The following is a 20,073-nucleotide window of genomic DNA, read 5'->3' as shown; positions in this document are numbered from 1 at the left end:
TTAAGCATGATCCGTTATATCCAGAATATATACGCTTGTTTATTTTAAAAAAATTGACCAATCCCAAATACGAGTCCACTAGTTTCATTTTCTCCTAATCCAAACCCATAATCCAATCTAATGACAGCATTAAAAATACGCTTATGTATAAAACGAACTCCCAATCCTGGGTTAACCCTGATAGTACTCCCATCAAAAAGCTGATTGATATCATTCCCTGGGGTACGCCAAGAACCTGCATCTATAAAAGCATTACTTTGAATCACAAACCATCCTTTCTCTAAAAGTGTATGCCTGTATTCTGTATTAAAAACTACAGAAGCGGTCCCACGATCTACTGTATTGCCTACACCTCTAATATTAATTTGATTATCTAAAGCAAAAGGCGCAAAAGGAGAATCTCTATTTGAAGTAAAGGACAAACGTAATCTATTGGCTAGGTTTCCTCGTTTTCCGATTCTATAAAAATATTCTAAGTCATTGGTTCCTACAAAAGCATCTTCTAAAAATTCTTCACTCCCCGAATTAAATATATACTGTGCATTTGCTTGGTTTCTAAATCCAGAAATATACTGATACTCTATGTCTAAATTATTATACTCATACTCACTTATAACACCTACACTATTCGCCTCTAACTGATCTGGAAGCCCTAAATCTATTTGATCTGGTTGCACCTCATAATCCTGACTCCCTATCGTAAATCCTATTTCTGCTCTGTTATGAAAATCAAATTCATAAATCAAACTCGCTTGAAAAGCTCTATTCTGAAATCTAAAATCTTCCGAAATATCCTTGCTATCCTTAAAAATAGGTTCAAATGTGATATTATCTTGATAGTTAATTCCGATTCCTAATTTATTAGTAAATAAAAAAGGTGCTTCCCAAAAAACACCGTAAGAGTCAAAGACATCCCTAGAGTAAAAACCTCCTGCAATCTGTCCGCGCCCAAAAAGGTTAAATTCAAATGCAGAAAGTCTAAAGGCAACATCATCATCATTATTAGCTTGCGACACCCGAATGCCAGGAATAATTGTAAAATTTTCTACAATTGTATAGGTAAGTGTATAGTCTGTTTCAGAATTTTTAACAATTGCTGATGTTGCATTTGCAATTCCAGCAAGTCTATTAAGACGATCTATATCGGTGGCCACTTTTATAGCGTCATACACACTTCCCGGCTTGACTTTTATTAATCTTCGCAGGAAGGACTCTTTGGTTCGTTTGAGTCCGTTTATTTCAATTTTTGTAATAATAGCTTCTTGAGAAATTGCAAAAGAAGTGATCATTAAAACCAACCATACGATGGTTTTTCTCATAGTGTTTTTTTTTGAAGTACAGGATTTTTAGACGAGATCTATTGTAGATAATTACAGAAGGGCATCATAAATATAAAGAAGTCTTAACCACGCTAAAAATGATCATTTCAAACAAGCTATTTTTACATTTTAAAAGGGAAGTATTCCGCTTTCGCGAAAGCATATAAAGAAAAAATCTAATAAAAAACCAGTGTATTGGTGATGACAATTACCTGTTACTTCTTAGTGTAGTAAGTTTTAATAATAGCTTCTGCAGGTTTATTTTGAGGTGTAAATCTGTTGTTATCACTTCCACCAGATTCAGAATGATTAATAAACCATTTCCATATAAATCCTCCCGCAAACCAATCTTCATTCCACAATGCTTCAAAAGTTGCTTTCGTCGTATTTGCTTGTGCTTCGAGGTTTACGTTTGTGATGGTACGATCTGTTGTCCAAGGTTCTTTTGCCGAAAAATCCACACTACGATACCCCCACTCTGTAAATAAAATCTTTTTGTTGTGTGTTTTTGAAAATGTAGCAAGTTCCCCTTTCCACCATCGCCATCCATCGATGACACTTTCTATGGTTGGAGTTTGCATTTCGGATAATGGAAAATAGGCATCAACCCCAACATAGTCTAGTTGATCCCAAAAAGGAACACGTTTATATTCATCCCAATTGGATGCGTATGTAAGTTTTCCTTTGTATATCGTTTTAATTTTTTTGATAAGGGATTTCCAATACCCAGGGCGATTCACTACAAATTGTTCAAGTTCTGTTCCGATAGAAAAAATATCAGTATTTGTTTCTTGCGCTAATTTTGCATACTCCAGAATGAATGCAGTATAGGAAGCTTCTAGTATTTTCCAATTTTCTTCTGTTTCCATGGTAAGGTATCCCGTATATTCCCCTCGCCAAATCCATAATTGAGGTTTCAACAGGATCTTAATATCATTAGCTTGCAAGAGCTCGATATAGCTTTTTGCACCTTCTAAACGTTCTCCGTACCACTGTCTATCTGTATTATACACAACAGTAGGGCTGTCTACAGACCTAATAAAACCAAACGGCATCACTGCGGCATAATTAGCTCCCAGTTGAACTACAGGTGACACGTTTTCTTGAGTGACTTTATCTCGTGAAGCCACAAAACTAATCCCATTAATTTTTTGAGCATTCACAAAGCTTGCCTTTACGACAAAAACAAATAAAACAAGAAAACGAAGATGAGGACACATGGCTTTTTGAAATCAATTTACAATCATATATAAATACAATGATACTAAATTCACATCAACTTACTATAAAAAAGCAAAATCCTAATAGGATTTGGGTTTTACAGTTAAAAATAAAGGGCATTAAACCATAGATCCCACTGAAAAGCGGGATTCCCGCCTGCCGGACGGGCAGGAGTATAACTAACCATTTTGTATACGTCTTTAAGACTTTGCAGAACAGCGTTTCACTAATAAGGCCCGCAAAGTCTATATAACCGGTTTCAAACTTTGCGAGACCTTTCAGATACGATAGCCTAGAAAGTGAGGAAAAACTAACTAGGCGATGTACTTATTTTTTAAAGAACATAACGAAGTCCGAAGTTATAAGATTCTCCTAAACCTGTATCATTCCCTCTAGCAAAATAACTCCACAATACTTCAAAATTCAATGATTCTGTGAGTTGATATTTTGCCCCTGCACCTACTGCTGTTAAGTCTTGCTCAAAGCCATCTTCATTAAATGATATTAATTGGAAATGTTGTGCAAATACCTGTGCTGTAAACTTAGAACTTGGAAAATAACTCAAAAAAGCTCCTGGTGTTACTCTTAAACTATTGCTAGCAAAACTACCATTAGACCTACCATCATCTGTAAAAACTAAATCCCCACCAAAATTATACTCGGTATTTACATCAAAAAACAATTGCCATTCTTTTGAAGTTCCCAATGGAAGATCATAAAAGAATCTATTTTGAAGAACAAATGCATCTTCATCTAAAAACACCCCATTTTCAAATTCGCTATTAATTAGTGGGATCACAATACTACTCTGGATAGAAAAGCTGCTCAAACTTGAGAAAGGCACATATTTGATACTAGGCGCTATACTTGTTAAACCGCTACGAGCAGATCCGCGCTCCCCGTCAAAACTAAAAACATCAAAAGCACCACGCCCTCCTACAGTATTAGATCGAAACTCAAGAATAGCCCCTATACTCACTCGGCGATTATCAGATACTCCATAAAAGAAGTCTAAGGTAGAAGTAAAAAAGTTTCCTCGTGGTACCGCTGAGACATCACCATTGACATCTGCATTTCGAGTTTGCGTAAATAAATTATTGAACCATTTGACGTCTACCTGTCCTTTTCCTATCAATTTTGAAGGTGTTAAGTTTTGTATAACAGATCCGCTTTGATCGTTGTTGGTATCATCTTGAGCAAAAGCTCCTAAGGTGCATGCTATCACGAATGCAAGTGTAAAAATAGTTTTCATAGTTTTTTTTTGGAATTTGTGCTTCCTTAACCCGATGTATTCATAGCAATACATCAGGCAGGAAGACTTTAAAAATGTAATATATGTATCGTTGTTATTTTACTTCATTTAATGTCCAATCATACGGATAATAAGACACTTTTGCATTCGTTGGAATGGCTTCTTTTCTGAAGGTATTGATGTACTCAATTTCGCTTCCTTGTTGTGTAAAATCTCCTTTATACCATTCAAAAATTTGTGAAAGTTGCACTTTATTCCCTTTTAGCTTAATAAAGTTAGGGTTATTGAGTGCGATGGTTGTTTGTCTTTGGAGTTGTGTTTCTAGTTTTGTAGGTGTATAGGCTTCATTAATTATGGGAGGGCATCCTAAACCTGCACAGACAAGCACAAAGTGAAAACGTGCTTCTTGAGGAAAGACTTTTCTAAGAAGATTGTTTTCGAGATCATTTAAGGTTGTTTTGACGCCTCCTAGCTCATACGTAGTCTTATCAAAGAAGCCTTTAATAGCTAAGGGCTGTTTTACTGGATAGTTTTCTACGATTCCTTTTATCACACTGATATTGTAGGCGTTAATCCAAAATGCTTGATACGATGTTGGATTGTTTTTTGACACACGAACTTCTTTTGCTAGTGATATAAGTTCGTTTAATGTTGTTGGATTATTCTTAATAGCTTTATAATCTACACGTCCATTTTTAATGTGTGTACTAAAAAAAGAATTTGCTTTATTTACAAAAATATCGACATTTTGTCCGTAGCTCATAGCGACAAATAAGAGGGCAATAAGAGCGGCTATTTGTTTCATTTGATAATTATTTTTCATGTTGGCTTCTGTCGCTAGCAATTCTTTTGTCTTACAGAATTACTTGTCAAATTTACTTTCCCCTTAAAAAAAATTCACGACGTAAAAACAGCGCAAACCTTACAGATACGACTCCTATTTAAAATTATTCTAAATACGTCATATTATTAAGTTCTGTATCTTTAAAACGACCTTATACAGGAATCTATCGTGAATGCTTCTTTTTCAGCTTTCGCGAAAGCAAAAAAACAACCAACAACTATATGGAAGAACATATCGTTATTATAGGTAACGGAATTTCGGGTGTAACCACTGCTCGACACATCCGAAAATTATCTGACAAAAAAATTACTATCATTTCTGCAGAAACCGATCATTTTTTTTCTCGTACGGCACTTATGTATATCTACATGGGGCACATGAAATATGAGCATACAAAACCCTATGAGGATTATTTCTGGAAAAAAAACAGGATTGATCTCAAACGTGCTTTTGTACAAACTGTAGATCATGCCAATAAGCAATTACAATTTGCCGACGGGAGTAGTATGTCTTATGACAAATTAGTGCTTGCTGTGGGGTCAAAACCTAATAAATTTGGTTGGCCAGGTCAGGATTTAAAAGGCGTGCAAGGCATGTACTCAAAACAAGATCTTGATATGCTTGAAAAAAATGCTCCTGACAACGAAGCGTGTAAACGCGCTGTGATTGTAGGAGGAGGTCTTATTGGGATAGAACTAGCAGAAATGCTGCATTCTCGTGATATCCCTGTGACATTTTTAGTGCGTGAGAATAGTTTTTGGAGTGGCGTTTTACCCGAAGGAGAGAGTGCGATGCTTAATCGCCACATCAAAAGCAATCATATCGATTTACGATTAGGAACAAATCTCAAGGAAATCTTACCTGATGAAAATGGACATGTGCGCGCAGTCGTGATTGCAGAAACAGGAGAAGAACTCCCTTGCACCGTCGTCGGACTTACGGCTGGAGTGTCTCCCAATATTGATTTCTTAAAAAACAGCGGTATCGAACTCGGAAGAGGAATCAAGGTAAATCCTATGTTGGAAACGAATATTCCTGATATTTATGCAATAGGCGATTGTGCAGAGCAACATGAAGGGATTAATGGCAGACGTCCTATAGAAGCCGTTTGGTATACAGGGCGTATGATGGGAGAAACAGTAGCGCAAACTATTTGTGGAAATCCGTTAGCATATAACCCTGGTCACTGGTTTAATAGCGCAAAATTTATTGATATTGAGTACCAAACGTATGGCTGGGTATATTCAAAACCTAGAGAAAACGAAACTCATTTCCATTGGAAACACGAAGATGACACCAAATGTATCACCATTAATACAGATAGTGAGTCTGGAAAATTTATAGGAATCAACACCTTTGGTATTAGAATGCGACACGAGATTTTTGACAGATGGTTGACAGAAGAGCGTTCTACAGATTATGTGCTGGAGCATTTAAAGGACGCTAACTTTGATCCAGAATTTTACACCCTCTTTGAAAAAGACATTGTGGCTCACTACAATAAAGAATACAACAAAGAGATCCGTGTAAAATCAAAAAGTTGGGCTCGTATATTCAGTAAAGTCTAAACTCATTATCAATTATTATATAAATAAGTTTTATACGCTTCTATCTGTCGAAAGGCAAGTTTCGCTAAAGCGTACTTTAAGAAAACACCAACTATGAAAGCATTAACATATATAGGTCTAGCTATATTCCTTATGGGACTAACCCTATTTTCAGGATCCATTTTTCTAGGAAGTTTTGAACTCAAACAGTCAGATTTAACTACGTTTCTAGAAAGCAAAGGCATCAAAAATGAATTGCTAGAAAAAGAATTACAAGACGCTGTCATTACAGGAGAGCAGATGGATATTTTTACCTTTTCCAGTAAAGTGAGAGGAGCCTTAGAAAAAAACAACGCCCATTATGATGCCCTTATAGCAAAATACGATGCTGAAAAGGACTGGACCAAGAAAGGCGAGCAATATCAATATAGGATTAACGAGAAAGATTTCCGAGCGATGAGTTTCTCTCTAGCGAAGAAATCTGGAAAAGGATTTATCGTCGAGAATAGAGGGTTGATGTGGTTTCTCACATTTGGTCTAGGGATTTTAGGAGCGCTGCTGTTTATTCTTCCTCAATTAAAATTATTAGGCCCTCCAGGTATAAAAAATAATGGCGTGTATCATAATCCTGCAACTAATCGTGGTTGGATAGCTTGGTTAGTACTCATATACTTAGTAACCTTTTACATTCTGTTATATTTTATGGCAGATTATGTGGTGAACTGGACGTTTATTTTAGACCCCATTAGCAAATCGCTTAGTGGCGGAGAGGCTAGTCAATGGTTTGTTTATGGATTCCTTTATTGTGTGATTATGGTCGTCATGGCAGTACGCATGTATATTAAATATCGTCACAATAAATATCAGATTGTAAGAACCACATCGGTACTTTTCTTTCAGATTGTGATTGCATTTTTAATCCCTGAAATTATGACCAGCCTTAATATGCCTGCCTATGATTTTAAAAATGCATTTCCATTAGATTATGACTTCTTCTTTGACTGGAATTTAGACTCACTTATCAATAGTGGTGGGGTCGGATTATTCATACTCGTATGGGGTATTGTACTTACAGTGATCATTGTTCCTGTAATGGTTTACTTTTTTGGAAAAAGATGGTACTGTAGCTGGGTATGTGGTTGTGGTGGTCTTGCTGAAACTCTTGGGGATCCTTACAGACAACATTCTAGCAAAAAAATGATTTCTTGGAAACTAGAAAGATGGTTAATTCACTCCGTTTTAGTGTTCTCTTTAGTGATGACGCTTGTGACCCTTTATTGTTATTTTACAGGAGCTTCTTCTTTTATAGGGATTCCTTCAAATTGGATTAAAGACACCTATAGTGTTCTTATTGGGGCTTGGTTTGCAGGTGTTATAGGTACTGGATTCTATCCTATTTTCGGAAACAGAGTGTGGTGTCGTTTTGGATGTCCTCTCGCAGCGTATTTAGGTTTTGTACAACGTTTCAAATCAAGATTTAGAATTACAACCAATGGAGGCCAATGTATCTCCTGTGGCAACTGCTCTACCTACTGTGAGATGGGAATTGATGTAAGAGCGTATGCTCAGAAAGGAGAAAATATTATCCGTTCTAGTTGTGTAGGATGTGGTGTATGTTCGGCAGTGTGTCCTCGTGGGGTGCTTAAATTGGAAAACGGACCTTTAGATGGACGCATCAATCCTACAGATGTGTTATTAGGAAATGATGTAGATCTGATGGATTATGTAAATAATAAGAAAATAAGTTAATTAAATCCCTTTATAAGCTCTTGCCTGCTGGCAAGGCAGGTTTGCGAAAGCACATAAAAAAAGCCAACCTCGCGGTTGGCTTTTTTATATAAATTAGTTTTTCTCTTCTGGTTTCATCTCGAAGTCTTCCATGAACTTCGTTGTATAGTTTCCTGCGATGTAGTCAGGATGATCCATTAATTGTCTGTGGAAAGGAATGGTTGTTTTTATTCCTTCAATGATAAACTCATCTAATGCACGTTTCATTTTATTGATGGCCTCTTCTCTTGTTTGCGCCGTTGTAATCAGCTTAGCAATCATAGAGTCATAATTAGGTGGTATCATATAGCCACTATAAACATGGGTATCAATACGAACCCCATGCCCTCCTGGAGCATGTAAGTTAGTGATACGCCCTGGAGAAGGTCTAAAATCATTATACGGATCTTCTGCATTGATACGACACTCTATAGCGTGTAATTGCGGATAATAATTTTTCCCAGAAATTGGCACACCTGCAGCGACAAGAATTTGCTCACGAATAAGATCGTAATCAACTACCTGTTCAGTGATGGGGTGCTCTACTTGAATACGCGTATTCATTTCCATGAAGTAGAAATTACGGTGTTTATCTACCAAAAACTCAACAGTCCCTGCTCCTTCATATTTGATATATTCAGCGGCGCGTACGGCAGCATTCCCCATGTCTTCACGAAGTTTATCTGTCATAAACGGAGACGGTGTCTCTTCGGTAAGTTTTTGGTGACGACGTTGTACTGAGCAATCTCTTTCAGAAAGATGACACGCTTTTCCGTTGCTGTCTCCTACAATTTGGATTTCTATATGGCGTGGCTCTTCAATAAGCTTCTCCATATACATCCCGTCATTTCCAAAAGCTGCTTTTGATTCTTGACGAGCACCTTCCCAAGCTTTGAGTAAGTCTTCCTCTTTCCAAACGGCACGCATTCCTTTTCCTCCACCTCCAGCAGTTGCTTTAAGCATTACTGGATAACCTACTTCAAGTGCCAGTTTTTTACACTCTTCAAAGTCTTCTATAATTCCTTCAGATCCTGGAACACAAGGAACACCAGCAGCTTTCATAGTCGCTTTTGCTGTTGCCTTGTCTCCCATTTTATTAATCATCTCTGGGCTTGCTCCGATAAATTTAATATCGTGTTCTTCACAGATTTTTGAAAACTTAGCATTTTCAGAAAGGAATCCATATCCTGGATGAATGGCGTCTGCATTTGTAATTTCAGCTGCGGCAATGATATTTGCCATTTTAAGATAGGACTCGCTACTTGGCGGAGGTCCTATACACACAGCTTCGTCTGCAAATTTTACATGAAGGCTTTCTTCGTCTGCTTTTGAGTATACAGCTACGGTTTTTATACCCATCTCCTTACATGTTCTTATAACACGCAAAGCGATCTCGCCTCTATTTGCAATAAGTATTTTCTTAAACATAGTGTTCAATTTATTTTTAGGAAAAATTCTTTTATGAATGATTCATTATCCGCTTTCGCGAAAGCGTACTCCTCCTAATACATTAAAAATACCCGTAAGGGATTATGATGGATCTACTAAAAATAAGGGCTGATCAAACTCTACTGGTGATGAATCATCTACAAGAACTTTTACAATTGTTCCAGAGACTTCACTTTCTATCTCATTAAAGAGTTTCATAGCTTCGATCACACAAAGAACATCTCCTTCAGAAATAGAATCCCCTACCTCTACAAAGGTGGGTTTATCTGGAGATGGTTTACGATAAAATGTTCCTATGATAGGTGATTTTATGGTAATGTATTTTGAATTTTCGTCTTCTGCTGGCGCTGCTGGTGTTGCTGGCGCTGCTGTTTCTGGCTGTTGTACGACAGGTTGCACTTGAGCTTGTACGGGTGCCATGGCAGGCATGTGCTGAACCATTGTCGCTACTCTATCTTCGTCACTGCCTGTTTTAATGGTGATTTTTACATCATCCATTTCAAGTTTTACTTCACTAGCGCCAGATTTTGCAACAAATCTGATTAGGTTTTGAATTTCTTTTAAATCCATAATGCGTTTGTTAGTCTTTTAGTTTTTGTTTTAGGAGTTGTAGGCCCATTTCAAATAAATGGAGCCCCAGGTAAATCCACCACCAAAAGCAGCAAAAATAATAGTATCTCCTTTTTTGAGTTGGTTTTCATAATCACTCATCAACAATGGTAAAGTTGCTGATGTTGTGTTACCGTAGCGATGAATATTGATAAGAACTTTATCCTCATCAAGTTTCATGCGTTTTGCGGTGGCATCAATTATTCTTTTATTGGCTTGATGAGCAATAAGATAATCTACATCATCCCCGGTTAGGTTATTACGGGTCATGATTTTATCACTTACATCTGCCATATTAGAAACAGCATATTTAAATACTGTTTTGCCGTCTTGAAAAACGGTATGTTGTTTATTATTTATGGTTTCATGAGAAGCTGGAAGTATAGAACCTCCTGCATCTATCTTTAAGAACTCACGTCCTACACCATCTGATCTTAAAATTTCGTCTTGTAATCCAAGTCCTTCTTGATTGGGCTCAAAAAGTACTGCACCAGCACCGTCACCAAATATAATACACGTAGCTCTATCTGTATAATCTATGATAGAAGACATTTTATCTGCACCTATGAGTAATACTTTTTTGTAACGTCCAGATTCTATATAACTAGATGCTGTAGACATACCATACAAGAAACTCGAGCATGCTGCTGTGAGATCGTATGCAAACGCATTGGTTGCGCCTATTTGAGTGGCTGTATATACCGCTGTAGATGCTACTGGCATATCGGGCGTTGCTGTTGCAACGATCACTAAATCGATCTCTAGAGGATCGAGCTTTGCTTTTTTGAGCAAATCGTTTGCGGCTTGAATAGCTAAAAAAGAGGTGCCTTTGCCTTCTTCTTTGAGTATACGACGTTCTTTGATACCGGTTCGACTCGTAATCCACTCGTCGTTGGTGTCTACCATGGTCTCCAAAATCTTATTGGTGAGTACATAGTCTGGAACATATGCCCCTACAGCTGTAATTGCCGCTGAGATTTTATTCATTTGCTTCAGTTAGGTTTATTCAATTTATATCAAGAATGACACAAAATGGAGGGAAAAATACTAAAATTTGACCAAAACAAGGTAAAAATTAACTTTTTTTACCGAAAACAATTATAAAAAAAACTCTCACATTGTGAGAGTTTTGTGTTGTATAGAGATAGGAGGCTATTATGCTTCTATTTCGTCTCCACTTTTATCAATAACTACTTGGCCTCTGTAATATAGTTTTCCTTCGTGCCAGTGTGCTCTGTGGTAAAGGTGTGCTTCTCCTGTTGTAGGGTCTACAGCTATTTGTGGTACAGCAGCTTTGTAATGTGTTCTTCTTTTATCTCTTCTCGTTTTTGAGATTTTTCTTTTAGGATGTGCCATTACGTACTCTTATTTATCTGTTAATAGTTTTTTTAATGAATCCCATCGGGGATCTGTATTTGACTGATCGTTATTTTCTTGTTCTTTTTTACTACCTAAGCTCAATTCTTCAAGCTTCACTAGTATTTCTGATTTTAATGTTCCGTCTTCAACGCCTGGGTGAACCCTTTTGTTTGGGACTGATAAAATAATAAGTTCATAAATATACTGAGCAACGCACAATTCATATTCACCATAAGGTAAAATAAGAATTTCTTCATTTTCATCATTATACTCATGACCAAACTTTACTACAAGCTCAATTTCTCCTTCAATAGGTTCATCATAAGGCTCATTAGTAAGGTCACAATTTACATTGACACTACCATTTACTTTAAAATGCAACTGCATAAGCGTTGACTTCTTTACAAAGTCAAGACTTACATCTACAGCCACGCTGTTAAAGTCATCAAATTCAAAATAATCAAAGAACGACTTGTCTATTTGATATTCAAACTTATGCTCTCCTTCTTTTAAACCTACATACTGTATGGTAAATAGTTTCAAATCTTTCATCACTTCATCCGTTAGGAGCGTGCAAAGATACATAATTTTATTAATTTAAAAACCTCTTACTATATTTTTATTTATAGTCGTTTTATTTTTATGTCATCTAGGTTTTACACTTAAGACTCCTTAGATCCATGACGCCCCTTGTGTACTGATTTTCTTGGGGAAACCTTCAACACATCTTTTGTTAACTCTTCATAATCTTTTCTTTTTTTATAGATATCTATTGCTGTAAAAACAGCTTCTCTAAAAGAACCATGATCTGCTTTATTCTGACCTGCTATTTCATAAGCTGTTCCATGATCTGGAGAGGTGCGAATTTTATCTAAGCCAGCCGTGTAGTTCACTCCTTTACCAAAAGAAAGGGTTTTAAAAGGAATTAAGCCCTGATCATGATATGCCGCAAGGATGGCATCAAAGTTTTTATAATTACCAGAACCAAAAAAACTGTCTGCCGCATAAGGCCCATACACAATCTTTCCTGTGTTTCTTATCTTCTCTAGCGTAGGAATAAGTACTGTATCATCCTCATCTCCTATAACTCCGTTATCTCCGACATGAGGATTAATTCCTAACAGGGCTATTTTAGGGATATGAATTCCAAAATCCCGTTGCAATGTTTTGTATAATGTATCTACTTTTTGAGTAATCACTTCAGGAGTAATACGGGTCGAGATATCCTTTACCGCCACATGATCTGTTAAAAGGCCCACCTTGAGATTTTCTGTAACCATTAGCATCATAGCATCACCTTTCAATTCTTTAGCTAAGTAATCGGTATGTCCTGGGAATTTAAAATCTTCTGTTTGAATATTTGCCTTGTTTATGGGTGCTGTTACCAACACATCTATCTCCCCCTCTTTAAGAGCCTTTGTTGCCGCAACAAACGACTTTAATGCATACGCACCTGCGTCTTCTGTCACTTCGCCAAATGCTATTTTAACAGGCTCCCTCCATACATTATATACATTTATTTTTCCTTCAACTGCTTTAGATATCTCATCTATGCCATGCAAATTAATCTGACTCTCCAATATTTTTTTGACAAAAGAAAGTGTTTTGACAGATGCAAATAGCACAGGCGTACAAAAATCTAACATCATGCTTTCTGCAAACGTTTTGAAAACGATTTCTACTCCTATACCATTAAGATCCCCTACAGATATACCAACTTTAATTTTTTGATCTTTCTTCATAATATAACAGCTATGGGTTTTGTATTTTTACATCACAAAAGTAACCAAATTATAGTCATTCATGTTTACAGGCATTATCGAAGATTTAGGTAAAATTATTACTATCGAAAAAGAACAGGAAAATGTTCACTTAACAGTCGAGAGTCAACTCACCCCAGAACTTAAAATTGACCAAAGCGTCGCCCATAATGGCGTATGCTTAACCGTTATTTCAATTAACAACAATCAATACACGGTTACTGCGATAAAAGAAACATTAGAAAAAACCAATTTACATACACTTAAAGTACACGACGAAATAAATCTAGAGCGCGCTATGGTTCTAGGCGCAAGACTGGACGGACATATTGTACAAGGACATGTAGACCAAACAGGGATTTGTACAAATAGAAAAGAGGAGAACGGAAGTTGGAGATTTGATTTTTCTTATGACCCAAAACTAGCCAACGTAACGATAGAAAAAGGCTCGATTACAGTAAACGGAGTAAGTCTAACTGTTGTAGATTCTACAAGAAATGGGTTTAGCGTCGCTATTATTCCTTACACCTACGAACATACTGTGTTTAAAAATATAGATAAAGACACTGTGGTCAATCTAGAGTTTGATGTTATAGGAAAATATGTAAAAAGACTTACAGAGGGGTATTAGATTACGCTTTAGAAAAACGATTTTTAAAAAAATACGCTATTCCCACAATCAATCCTAAAACTAATAATACCTGGATATTTTCATCGATAGGAACCACAAGACCTGGCAGAGACGGTGGCATCCTACCCTCTGGACTTGGAGGTGGAGGCGTTGGACCATCTTTACCAGCACTCTGTGCTAATGAAGCAAGACTGACAATCATAAATGATATTGTCATAAGTAAGTTTTTGAGTTTGGGGCTCATAGACTACAAAAGTATATAATTTAAAAGATACTTAATTGTAACGTTATAAATATACTAATAGTATATTGGGTTTTATGCTTTTGATCGGCAATATTAAGCATTTTATCGGTAAAAACAAGAAAATACTTGTTTTTTTTACTCAAACATAATCTCCAATTTATATTCACAAAAAAACATCATAGGTGTAAAAGTAATTTAAACTATTGTTTTACACGTATGATGGTTATAAAAAAATGCATTTAAAAAACTTTTTTATTATATACGATATAATTATTAAAAAGGTTTTCTATTACATTAAAAAAAGTGGTCCCACTTGGGCTCGAACCAAGGACCCTCTGATTATGAGTCAGATGCTCTAACCAACTGAGCTATGGGACCGAAAACGGGTGCAAATCTAAAACAAATACTCAATAGCGCAAAGAATTTTAGTGCTTATTATTGTTTTCTTGACATAATTCTACCAAAACACCCCCAGCCGTCTTGGGATGAATAAACGCTACAAGTTTATTATCAGCCCCTTGCTTAGGCTTCTCATTAAGCAATATAAACCCTTCTTTTTTAAGTCGAGCCATCTCCAATTCTATATCTTTTACAGCAAAAGCAATATGATGAATCCCCTCCCCTTTTTTTTCTATAAATTTTGCGATGGGACTATCCTCTCGTGTGGCTTCAAGAAGTTCAATTTTATTAGGTCCTACTTCAAAAAAAGAAGTTTTCACTCCCTCAGACAATACTTCTTCGATCTTATAATGAGACTTACCTAATAGCTTTTCATATATTTTATTAGAGACATCAAGATCTTTTACAGCGATTCCTATGTGTTCTATCTTATCCATTTCGTTTATTTCTTTATGAGTACGCTTTCGCGAAAGCGTATATCTTATTAAAACATGCTCTACAAAAGTAACACAATCTATAAAAAGTGTATTTTTGCCTTATGGAATCTAACAGACAGAAGAAAGTAGCGGGCGTTTTACAAAAAGATCTTGCCGATGTATTACAAAATGCATTGCGAGATAGTGGTCATCGAGGAATTATTGTTTCTGTTTCAAAAGTAAAAGTTCCCACAGATCTTTCCATAGCCAAAGTATACATCAGTGTTTTTCCAAATGCTGAAGCAGCCAATATGCTCAGAGAGCTCAATTTAGTCAAAACCAAAATCAGACATGAGATCTCACAACGTACCCGTCATCAACTAAGACGTATGCCAGAGTTACAATTTTATATTGATGACTCACTAGAATACATGGAAGGGATCGACAGATCTCTTAAAGGCGTTGATAATCCTATTCAAGACCCTTCTTTATTAGAGAAAAGAAAAAAATCGTAGATGCGGTTTCCTTTATATATTGCAAAGCGTTACCTCTTTTCAAAAAGTGGCACAAACGCTATTAATATCATTACCATCATTTCTATCGTAAGTGTGATCATAGCCACTGCAGTACTTGTGATTGTACTGTCTGCTTTTGCTGGACTTAAAGAATATAATATTTCTGTAACTTCCATCATAGATCCAGATCTTAAAGTTTCTCCAAGTACAGGAAAAACAATCACGATCACGCCAGAGCAAGAAAAAAAAATAGCTTCTATAGCAGGAATAGAAAACTTTTCCAAGGTCATTGAAGAACGCGTATATCTAGAATATGATGGCAAAACACATCTTGGGTTTATAAAAGGTGTTGACGAAAATTATTTAAAAGTAAGCACTATAGACACTACCTTGTTTGCTGGCTTTTGGCCTAGCTTGGGAGAACCTGAAGTAGCGATAGGCTACGGTATAAGACGCAGACTATCCATAGCAATGAGTGACTATGGAAACTTGTTACGCATTATGGTTCCAAGACCTGGCACAGGACAAATTACCGCCTCTGATTTATCAAATGCTTTCAACAGATCTAGTGCGGTAGCAAGTGGTATTTTCCAAGCGGGTGAATCTATTGACAACGACCATCTTTTTGCAAATATTGACTTTGTGGGTGACTTATTAGAATATCCAGTAGACAAAATAAGCACTATAGAAATCAAGCTTACCCCCGACGCAGACGAGTCAAAAGTAAGAACAGCATTACTGGCTGTTTTTCCAGATAGCATACGCATTAAAAACAGAGCAGAACTGAACGATGCGCTTTACAAAATGCTGAATACAGAAAACTTAGCCCTCTATTTTATATGCACCCTCGTCCTTATTATTGCCCTATTTAGCTTTGTAGGAAGTATGATCATGAGTATCATTGATAAAAAAAATCATATCAAAACATTTTCTGATCTCGGAGCCTCCCTCAGCGATATCCGCAAAAGCTTTTTCTACCAGGGTGCACTTATGATTGTGATAGGAGGCGGCATAGGTGTCTTACTTGGGAGTATTATTGTTTTTATACAACAACAGTTTGGTATTGTGAACATCACAGCATCCTTGCCTTATCCAATACGTTTTGAATTTTTAAATGTGGTGATCGTATATGCAACGATTCTTGTTCTAGGGGTTTTTGCAGCAAAACTCGCTTCTAGCAGAATAACTAACAACTTCTTATCTAAGCAGTAAACCAACTTGGGAGAAGCCCACGAGATATTTCAAAGAAAAATCCATTTAATTTCGTGACAAGCCCTGGAGCATTAAATCTCAATTATTGAGTAAACTCGTACCCTGCAAACTCTTTTTCAATAAGATCCATAGCAGCAAATACATCTTCACTATGATCACTTGTGACGAGTTTCATGCGGTATTCTTTAAAGTGAGGAATTCCTCTAAAATAATTCGTGTAATGACGCCTGGTTTCAAAAACACCTAACACTTCGCCTTTCCAATCGATAGACATTTGCAAATGACGCCTTGCAGCTTCAATACGCTCTTCCATCGTAGGAGGTTTGCATTTTTCTCCCGTTGCCATGTAGTGTTTTACTTCCTTAAAAAACCAAGGATAGCCAATACTTGCTCTTCCTATCATTGCTCCATCTAGACCAAATTTATCTCGCATCTCAACAGCGCGTTCTGGGGTGTTCACATCGCCATTCCCAAAGACAGGGATATGCATTCTAGGGTTATTCTTGACCTCTGCAATAGGATGCCAGTTCGCATCCCCTTTATACATTTGTGCACGCGTCCGTCCGTGTATAGAAATTGCCGCACACCCTACATCTTGTAATCGTTCTGCCACCTCAACAATCTTGATACTATCATGATCCCACCCCAGGCGTGTTTTTACCGTGACAGGAAGTTTGGTATGCTTGACCATGGCTTCCGTAAGCTTGACCATCAAATCAATATCCTTAAGAATCCCTGCACCTGCACCTTTGGAAACCACTTTTTTCACGGGACATCCAAAATTAATATCGATGATATCAGGGCCGCTTGCTTCGACAATTTCTACACTTTTAAGCATCGACTCCATCACCGCTCCAAAAATCTGAATCCCTACGGGACGTTCTTTCTCATAAATGTCTAATTTCATAACGCTTTTTGCCGCGTCACGTATCAATCCCTCTGAAGAGATAAACTCCGTATATACCACATCTGCCCCTTGCTCTTTACATAATGCGCGAAAAGGCGGATCACTCACATCTTCCATAGGTGCTAGTAACAACGGAAAATCCCCTACGTCTATATCTCCAATTTTTGTCATTTTTTCTTGTAAACTTTAAAATTTCTTTTTCATAATGGTACGCTTTCGCGAAAGCGTCTAATCCTTTACAAACACAATCTCTTTAATAAGCTCCTCTCCTTTTCTATCAATCACCACCGTAGTCGTATCTCCTACGTCAAACGTAGAAAGCACACGCATATAACTCATCATATCGACCACCGTGCTATCGCCCATTTTGATGACCACATCGCCTTTTTCCAAGCCTGCATTTTGAGCAGCCCTTCCTTCACTCACCCCATCGATACGCATCCCTTTTCCAGAGAATAAATAATCAGGAACAACGCCCAAACCTACTTTAAAACTCGGTACCGCAGCACTCTCATCTTTGGTTTTGGTAAATGTCAGTTTTCCGTTATTATCTAACTCTGCTACAATCGCTAGAATATAGTCCTCAATCATACGCATACCTTCATAATTGAGTTTCTCACTATCATCACCTGGCTTGTGGTAATCGTCGTGTTGCCCTGTAAATAAATGCAACACTGGGATATCGTTTAAGTAAAAGGAAGTATGATCTGAAGGACCTACGCCACTTTCGTGCTCAGCGAGTTGAAAAGACGTATTGGCAGCGAATACCGTTTGTCCCCAGATCGGAGAAGTTCCTATTCCATGCACCGCAAGCGCTTTTTCTTCATTAAGTCTTCCCACCATATCCATATTAATCATATAGTTGATTTTAGAAAGAGGAATAGTCGCATTCTTTGTAAAATAATTAGAGCCTAATAACCCCATTTCCTCACCAGAAAAACCAATAAAGAGGTAATTATTGCCTTTGTATTTTTCGTTTTGAAGTTTTTCAGCTAACTGCAACATTACCGCCACACCACTCGCATTGTCATCAGCGCCATTGTGAATAGCAGCTCCTTCTCGATATAACGATCCTTCACCACCCATTCCTAAATGATCATAGTGTGCGCCAATCACAATGGTATTGGATGCTTTGTTATCCAAATAACCTATCACATTGGTTCCTGTAATAAGGGAGTCGTTTCCACTTTCGCGAAAGCTTACCTCACCATGTGGATCATTTTTAGGTGCAAATGAAAATGTTTGAAAAAAAGTACCCGCATTTCCTTTGGGAGATAATCCCATCGATTCAAAACGATCCTTGATGTAGTGAGCTGCTATTAGCTCGCCTTCTGTACCTGTTTCTCGCCCTTGCAAACTATCTGATGCGAGAAAAGTAACATCTTTTTCTAGAGTAACTGGCGTAGGGATTTCTTTTTTACAAGAGACCAAAGAAAGGAAAGCGAAACTTAAAATGAGATTTTTCATAGAAGAATACTGTATTTTTGTGCAAAATTAATGATTTATACTCGTATGAAACACTTTTATATAGTTGCCATTATTTTTGCTTGTATGGCTTGCAAAGAAAACACATCATCAGCAACTACCGAAACAAAAGAAACAGAAGTCATTGTAAAAACTCAAGATAACACGTTAATCTACCCAGAAGAGGTTCACTTTAAGAATATCCAACAAGTAACTTTTGGAGGAGATAATGCCGAGGCATATTGGAGTTTTGATGACAAGCAACTTGTTTTTCAGTCAAATTATAAAGAATGGGGAGTAGCGTGTGACCAAATGTTTTTAATGAATCTTGGAGAGACGTTTAAAGATAGTCAGCCCCCTATGATCTCTACAGGATTAGGGCGCACTACCTGTGCTTATTTTCTTCCAGATAACAAATCCTTTGTATATGGATCTACTCATTTGGCAGACAAAGAATGTCCTGAAGTTCCGTTACGTAAAAATGGAAACTATGTGTGGCCTGTGTACGATACGTTTGACATTTTTGTATCTGATCTTGAAGGCAATATCATAGGACAACTTACTGATGAGCCTGGGTATGATGCAGAAGCTACAGTTTCTCCAAAAGGAGATAAAATCGTATTTACTTCTACGCGTAGTGGGGATTTAGAATTGTATACTATGAATATTGACGGTTCTGATGTGCAACAAATCACAGACGAACTAGGTTATGACGGAGGTGCTTTTTTCTCACCAGACGGCACAAAACTTATATTTAGATCCTCGCGCCCTAAAACGGAAGAAGAAATAAAAAAATACAAAGACTTACTTGCACAAGGTCTCGTAGAACCTACCGAAATGGAATTGTACATCTGTAATGCAGATGGTTCTGATATGCGTCAGTTGACACGCTTAGGAAATGCTAATTGGAGCCCTTTCTTTCACCCAAGTGGCGAAAAGATTTTATTTTCTTCCAATTTTGAAGCGGAGCGTGGTTTTCCATTTAACTTATATATGATAGACTTAGATGGTAAAAATCTAGAACGTATCACCCATGGTGAAACTTTTGATGCCTTTCCTGTGTTTTCTAATGATGGTAAAAAACTAGCTTTTTCTTCTAACAGAAATAATGGAGGTGGTAGAGACACCAATCTTTTTATTGCAGAATGGGTAGACTAG

The 20,073-nt window shown here is 37.1% G+C and carries 20 protein-coding genes and 1 tRNA gene; 6 read left to right on the top strand and 15 right to left on the bottom strand.

What is annotated here, in order from left to right:
• Window positions 1–44: 44 nt before the first annotated feature.
• From ACFO3O_RS12600 to ACFO3O_RS12585, 4 genes are all read right to left on the bottom strand, one after another.
• Window positions 45–1,319: a POTRA domain-containing protein gene (locus tag ACFO3O_RS12600; protein ID WP_379979318.1), complete on the bottom strand. Its 1,275-nt coding sequence runs from the start codon at window positions 1,317–1,319 to the stop codon at window positions 45–47.
• A gap of 215 nt (window positions 1,320–1,534) precedes the next feature.
• On the bottom strand, window positions 1,535–2,539 hold the full coding sequence (locus ACFO3O_RS12595) for a glycoside hydrolase family 113 (RefSeq protein ID WP_379979316.1): 1,005 nt from the start codon (window positions 2,537–2,539) through the stop codon (window positions 1,535–1,537).
• A 335-nt stretch (window positions 2,540–2,874) separates the two neighbouring features.
• A complete protein-coding gene (locus ACFO3O_RS12590; RefSeq protein ID WP_379979315.1) occupies window positions 2,875–3,792 on the bottom strand; it encodes a hypothetical protein in 918 nt (305 codons plus the stop codon).
• A 94-nt stretch (window positions 3,793–3,886) separates the two neighbouring features.
• Window positions 3,887–4,597, bottom strand: coding sequence for a DUF547 domain-containing protein (locus tag ACFO3O_RS12585; protein ID WP_379979313.1), 711 nt, complete (start codon window positions 4,595–4,597; stop codon window positions 3,887–3,889).
• 260 nt (window positions 4,598–4,857) lie between these two features.
• Between ACFO3O_RS12585 and ACFO3O_RS12580 the strand changes: the two genes are divergently transcribed.
• Window positions 4,858–6,204 (top strand): NAD(P)/FAD-dependent oxidoreductase, encoded by a 1,347-nt coding sequence (locus ACFO3O_RS12580; protein WP_379979311.1) that lies wholly within the window; start codon window positions 4,858–4,860, stop codon window positions 6,202–6,204.
• A 93-nt stretch (window positions 6,205–6,297) separates the two neighbouring features.
• The gene (locus ACFO3O_RS12575) at window positions 6,298–7,932 is read left to right on the top strand and encodes a 4Fe-4S dicluster domain-containing protein (RefSeq protein WP_379979309.1); all 1,635 of its coding nucleotides are present in this window, start codon (window positions 6,298–6,300) and stop codon (window positions 7,930–7,932) included.
• Between the two features lie 93 nt (window positions 7,933–8,025).
• Here ACFO3O_RS12575 and accC read toward each other — a convergent pair whose 3' ends face one another.
• The 6 genes from accC to pdxA form a co-directional block, all read right to left on the bottom strand.
• Window positions 8,026–9,378 carry an acetyl-CoA carboxylase biotin carboxylase subunit gene (gene accC, locus ACFO3O_RS12570; RefSeq protein WP_379979307.1) on the bottom strand — a complete coding sequence of 451 codons (1,353 nt, stop codon included), beginning with the start codon at window positions 9,376–9,378 and terminating at the stop codon, window positions 8,026–8,028.
• Window positions 9,379–9,480: 102 nt separating this feature from the next.
• Window positions 9,481–9,969, bottom strand: coding sequence for an acetyl-CoA carboxylase biotin carboxyl carrier protein (gene accB / locus ACFO3O_RS12565; RefSeq protein ID WP_379979305.1), 489 nt, complete (start codon window positions 9,967–9,969; stop codon window positions 9,481–9,483).
• Window positions 9,970–9,999: 30 nt separating this feature from the next.
• Window positions 10,000–10,995, bottom strand: coding sequence for a beta-ketoacyl-ACP synthase III (locus tag ACFO3O_RS12560; protein WP_379979303.1), 996 nt, complete (start codon window positions 10,993–10,995; stop codon window positions 10,000–10,002).
• A 168-nt stretch (window positions 10,996–11,163) separates the two neighbouring features.
• On the bottom strand, window positions 11,164–11,364 hold the full coding sequence (gene rpmF / locus ACFO3O_RS12555) for a 50S ribosomal protein L32 (RefSeq protein ID WP_379979301.1): 201 nt from the start codon (window positions 11,362–11,364) through the stop codon (window positions 11,164–11,166).
• A gap of 9 nt (window positions 11,365–11,373) precedes the next feature.
• Window positions 11,374–11,919: a YceD family protein gene (locus ACFO3O_RS12550; protein ID WP_379979526.1), complete on the bottom strand. Its 546-nt coding sequence runs from the start codon at window positions 11,917–11,919 to the stop codon at window positions 11,374–11,376.
• Window positions 11,920–12,029: 110 nt separating this feature from the next.
• A complete protein-coding gene (gene pdxA, locus ACFO3O_RS12545) occupies window positions 12,030–13,109 on the bottom strand; it encodes a 4-hydroxythreonine-4-phosphate dehydrogenase PdxA (protein ID WP_379979299.1) in 1,080 nt (359 codons plus the stop codon).
• 61 nt (window positions 13,110–13,170) lie between these two features.
• Between pdxA and ACFO3O_RS12540 the strand changes: the two genes are divergently transcribed.
• Complete coding sequence (locus ACFO3O_RS12540; protein ID WP_379979297.1) at window positions 13,171–13,758, top strand: riboflavin synthase; 588 nt, start codon at window positions 13,171–13,173, stop codon at window positions 13,756–13,758.
• A 1-nt stretch (window position 13,759) separates the two neighbouring features.
• Here ACFO3O_RS12540 and ACFO3O_RS12535 read toward each other — a convergent pair whose 3' ends face one another.
• The 3 genes from ACFO3O_RS12535 to mce all read right to left on the bottom strand — a co-directional run bounded on the left by ACFO3O_RS12535 (window position 13,760) and on the right by mce (window position 14,838).
• Window positions 13,760–13,975 carry a hypothetical protein gene (locus ACFO3O_RS12535; RefSeq protein WP_379979295.1) on the bottom strand — a complete coding sequence of 72 codons (216 nt, stop codon included), beginning with the start codon at window positions 13,973–13,975 and terminating at the stop codon, window positions 13,760–13,762.
• 331 nt (window positions 13,976–14,306) lie between these two features.
• Window positions 14,307–14,380: transfer RNA gene (locus tag ACFO3O_RS12530), tRNA-Ile, on the bottom strand.
• A 47-nt stretch (window positions 14,381–14,427) separates the two neighbouring features.
• Window positions 14,428–14,838: a methylmalonyl-CoA epimerase gene (gene mce / locus ACFO3O_RS12525; protein WP_379979293.1), complete on the bottom strand. Its 411-nt coding sequence runs from the start codon at window positions 14,836–14,838 to the stop codon at window positions 14,428–14,430.
• Window positions 14,839–14,939: 101 nt separating this feature from the next.
• Here mce and rbfA point away from each other — a divergent pair, with 101 nt between their 5' ends.
• On the top strand, window positions 14,940–15,332 hold the full coding sequence (rbfA, locus tag ACFO3O_RS12520) for a 30S ribosome-binding factor RbfA (protein WP_379979291.1): 393 nt from the start codon (window positions 14,940–14,942) through the stop codon (window positions 15,330–15,332).
• Window positions 15,333–16,544: an ABC transporter permease gene (locus ACFO3O_RS12515; protein WP_379979289.1), complete on the top strand. Its 1,212-nt coding sequence runs from the start codon at window positions 15,333–15,335 to the stop codon at window positions 16,542–16,544.
• An 82-nt stretch (window positions 16,545–16,626) separates the two neighbouring features.
• Here the strand turns inward: ACFO3O_RS12515 and dusB are convergent, their stop codons facing one another.
• Both dusB and ACFO3O_RS12505 read right to left on the bottom strand, forming a co-directional pair.
• A complete protein-coding gene (gene dusB / locus ACFO3O_RS12510) occupies window positions 16,627–17,622 on the bottom strand; it encodes a tRNA dihydrouridine synthase DusB (RefSeq protein ID WP_379979287.1) in 996 nt (331 codons plus the stop codon).
• A gap of 57 nt (window positions 17,623–17,679) precedes the next feature.
• A complete protein-coding gene (locus ACFO3O_RS12505) occupies window positions 17,680–18,918 on the bottom strand; it encodes a M20/M25/M40 family metallo-hydrolase (RefSeq protein WP_379979285.1) in 1,239 nt (412 codons plus the stop codon).
• 45 nt (window positions 18,919–18,963) lie between these two features.
• On the opposite strand from ACFO3O_RS12505, the gene ACFO3O_RS12500 reads away from it, so the two are divergent.
• Entirely contained in the window at window positions 18,964–20,073 is a 1,110-nt protein-coding gene (locus ACFO3O_RS12500; protein ID WP_379979283.1) for a TolB family protein, read from the top strand.

Source organism: Dokdonia ponticola (assembly GCF_042653865.1).
Classification (GTDB): Bacteria; Bacteroidota; Bacteroidia; order Flavobacteriales; family Flavobacteriaceae; genus Dokdonia; species Dokdonia ponticola.
This window is presented reverse-complemented; position numbering and strand designations above follow the sequence as displayed.

Excerpts from the sequence above, each read along its gene's own strand:
- ACFO3O_RS12600 (WP_379979318.1), bottom strand. The coding sequence starts at position 1,319 with ATGAGAAAAACCATCGTATGGTTGGTTTTAATGATCACTTCTTTTGCA.
- ACFO3O_RS12595 (WP_379979316.1), bottom strand. The coding sequence starts at position 2,539 with ATGTGTCCTCATCTTCGTTTTCTTGTTTTATTTGTTTTTGTCGTAAAG.
- ACFO3O_RS12590 (WP_379979315.1), bottom strand. The coding sequence starts at position 3,792 with ATGAAAACTATTTTTACACTTGCATTCGTGATAGCATGCACCTTAGGA.
- ACFO3O_RS12585 (WP_379979313.1), bottom strand. The coding sequence starts at position 4,597 with ATGAAACAAATAGCCGCTCTTATTGCCCTCTTATTTGTCGCTATGAGC.
- ACFO3O_RS12580 (WP_379979311.1), top strand. The coding sequence starts at position 4,858 with ATGGAAGAACATATCGTTATTATAGGTAACGGAATTTCGGGTGTAACC.
- ACFO3O_RS12575 (WP_379979309.1), top strand. The coding sequence starts at position 6,298 with ATGAAAGCATTAACATATATAGGTCTAGCTATATTCCTTATGGGACTA.
- accC (WP_379979307.1), bottom strand. The coding sequence starts at position 9,378 with ATGTTTAAGAAAATACTTATTGCAAATAGAGGCGAGATCGCTTTGCGT.
- accB (WP_379979305.1), bottom strand. The coding sequence starts at position 9,969 with ATGGATTTAAAAGAAATTCAAAACCTAATCAGATTTGTTGCAAAATCT.
- ACFO3O_RS12560 (WP_379979303.1), bottom strand. The coding sequence starts at position 10,995 with ATGAATAAAATCTCAGCGGCAATTACAGCTGTAGGGGCATATGTTCCA.
- rpmF (WP_379979301.1), bottom strand. The coding sequence starts at position 11,364 with ATGGCACATCCTAAAAGAAAAATCTCAAAAACGAGAAGAGATAAAAGA.
- ACFO3O_RS12550 (WP_379979526.1), bottom strand. The coding sequence starts at position 11,919 with ATGAAAGATTTGAAACTATTTACCATACAGTATGTAGGTTTAAAAGAA.
- pdxA (WP_379979299.1), bottom strand. The coding sequence starts at position 13,109 with ATGAAGAAAGATCAAAAAATTAAAGTTGGTATATCTGTAGGGGATCTT.
- ACFO3O_RS12540 (WP_379979297.1), top strand. The coding sequence starts at position 13,171 with ATGTTTACAGGCATTATCGAAGATTTAGGTAAAATTATTACTATCGAA.
- ACFO3O_RS12535 (WP_379979295.1), bottom strand. The coding sequence starts at position 13,975 with ATGACAATATCATTTATGATTGTCAGTCTTGCTTCATTAGCACAGAGT.
- mce (WP_379979293.1), bottom strand. The coding sequence starts at position 14,838 with ATGGATAAGATAGAACACATAGGAATCGCTGTAAAAGATCTTGATGTC.
- rbfA (WP_379979291.1), top strand. The coding sequence starts at position 14,940 with ATGGAATCTAACAGACAGAAGAAAGTAGCGGGCGTTTTACAAAAAGAT.
- ACFO3O_RS12515 (WP_379979289.1), top strand. The coding sequence starts at position 15,333 with ATGCGGTTTCCTTTATATATTGCAAAGCGTTACCTCTTTTCAAAAAGT.
- dusB (WP_379979287.1), bottom strand. The coding sequence starts at position 17,622 with ATGACAAAAATTGGAGATATAGACGTAGGGGATTTTCCGTTGTTACTA.
- ACFO3O_RS12505 (WP_379979285.1), bottom strand. The coding sequence starts at position 18,918 with ATGAAAAATCTCATTTTAAGTTTCGCTTTCCTTTCTTTGGTCTCTTGT.
- ACFO3O_RS12500 (WP_379979283.1), top strand. The coding sequence starts at position 18,964 with ATGAAACACTTTTATATAGTTGCCATTATTTTTGCTTGTATGGCTTGC.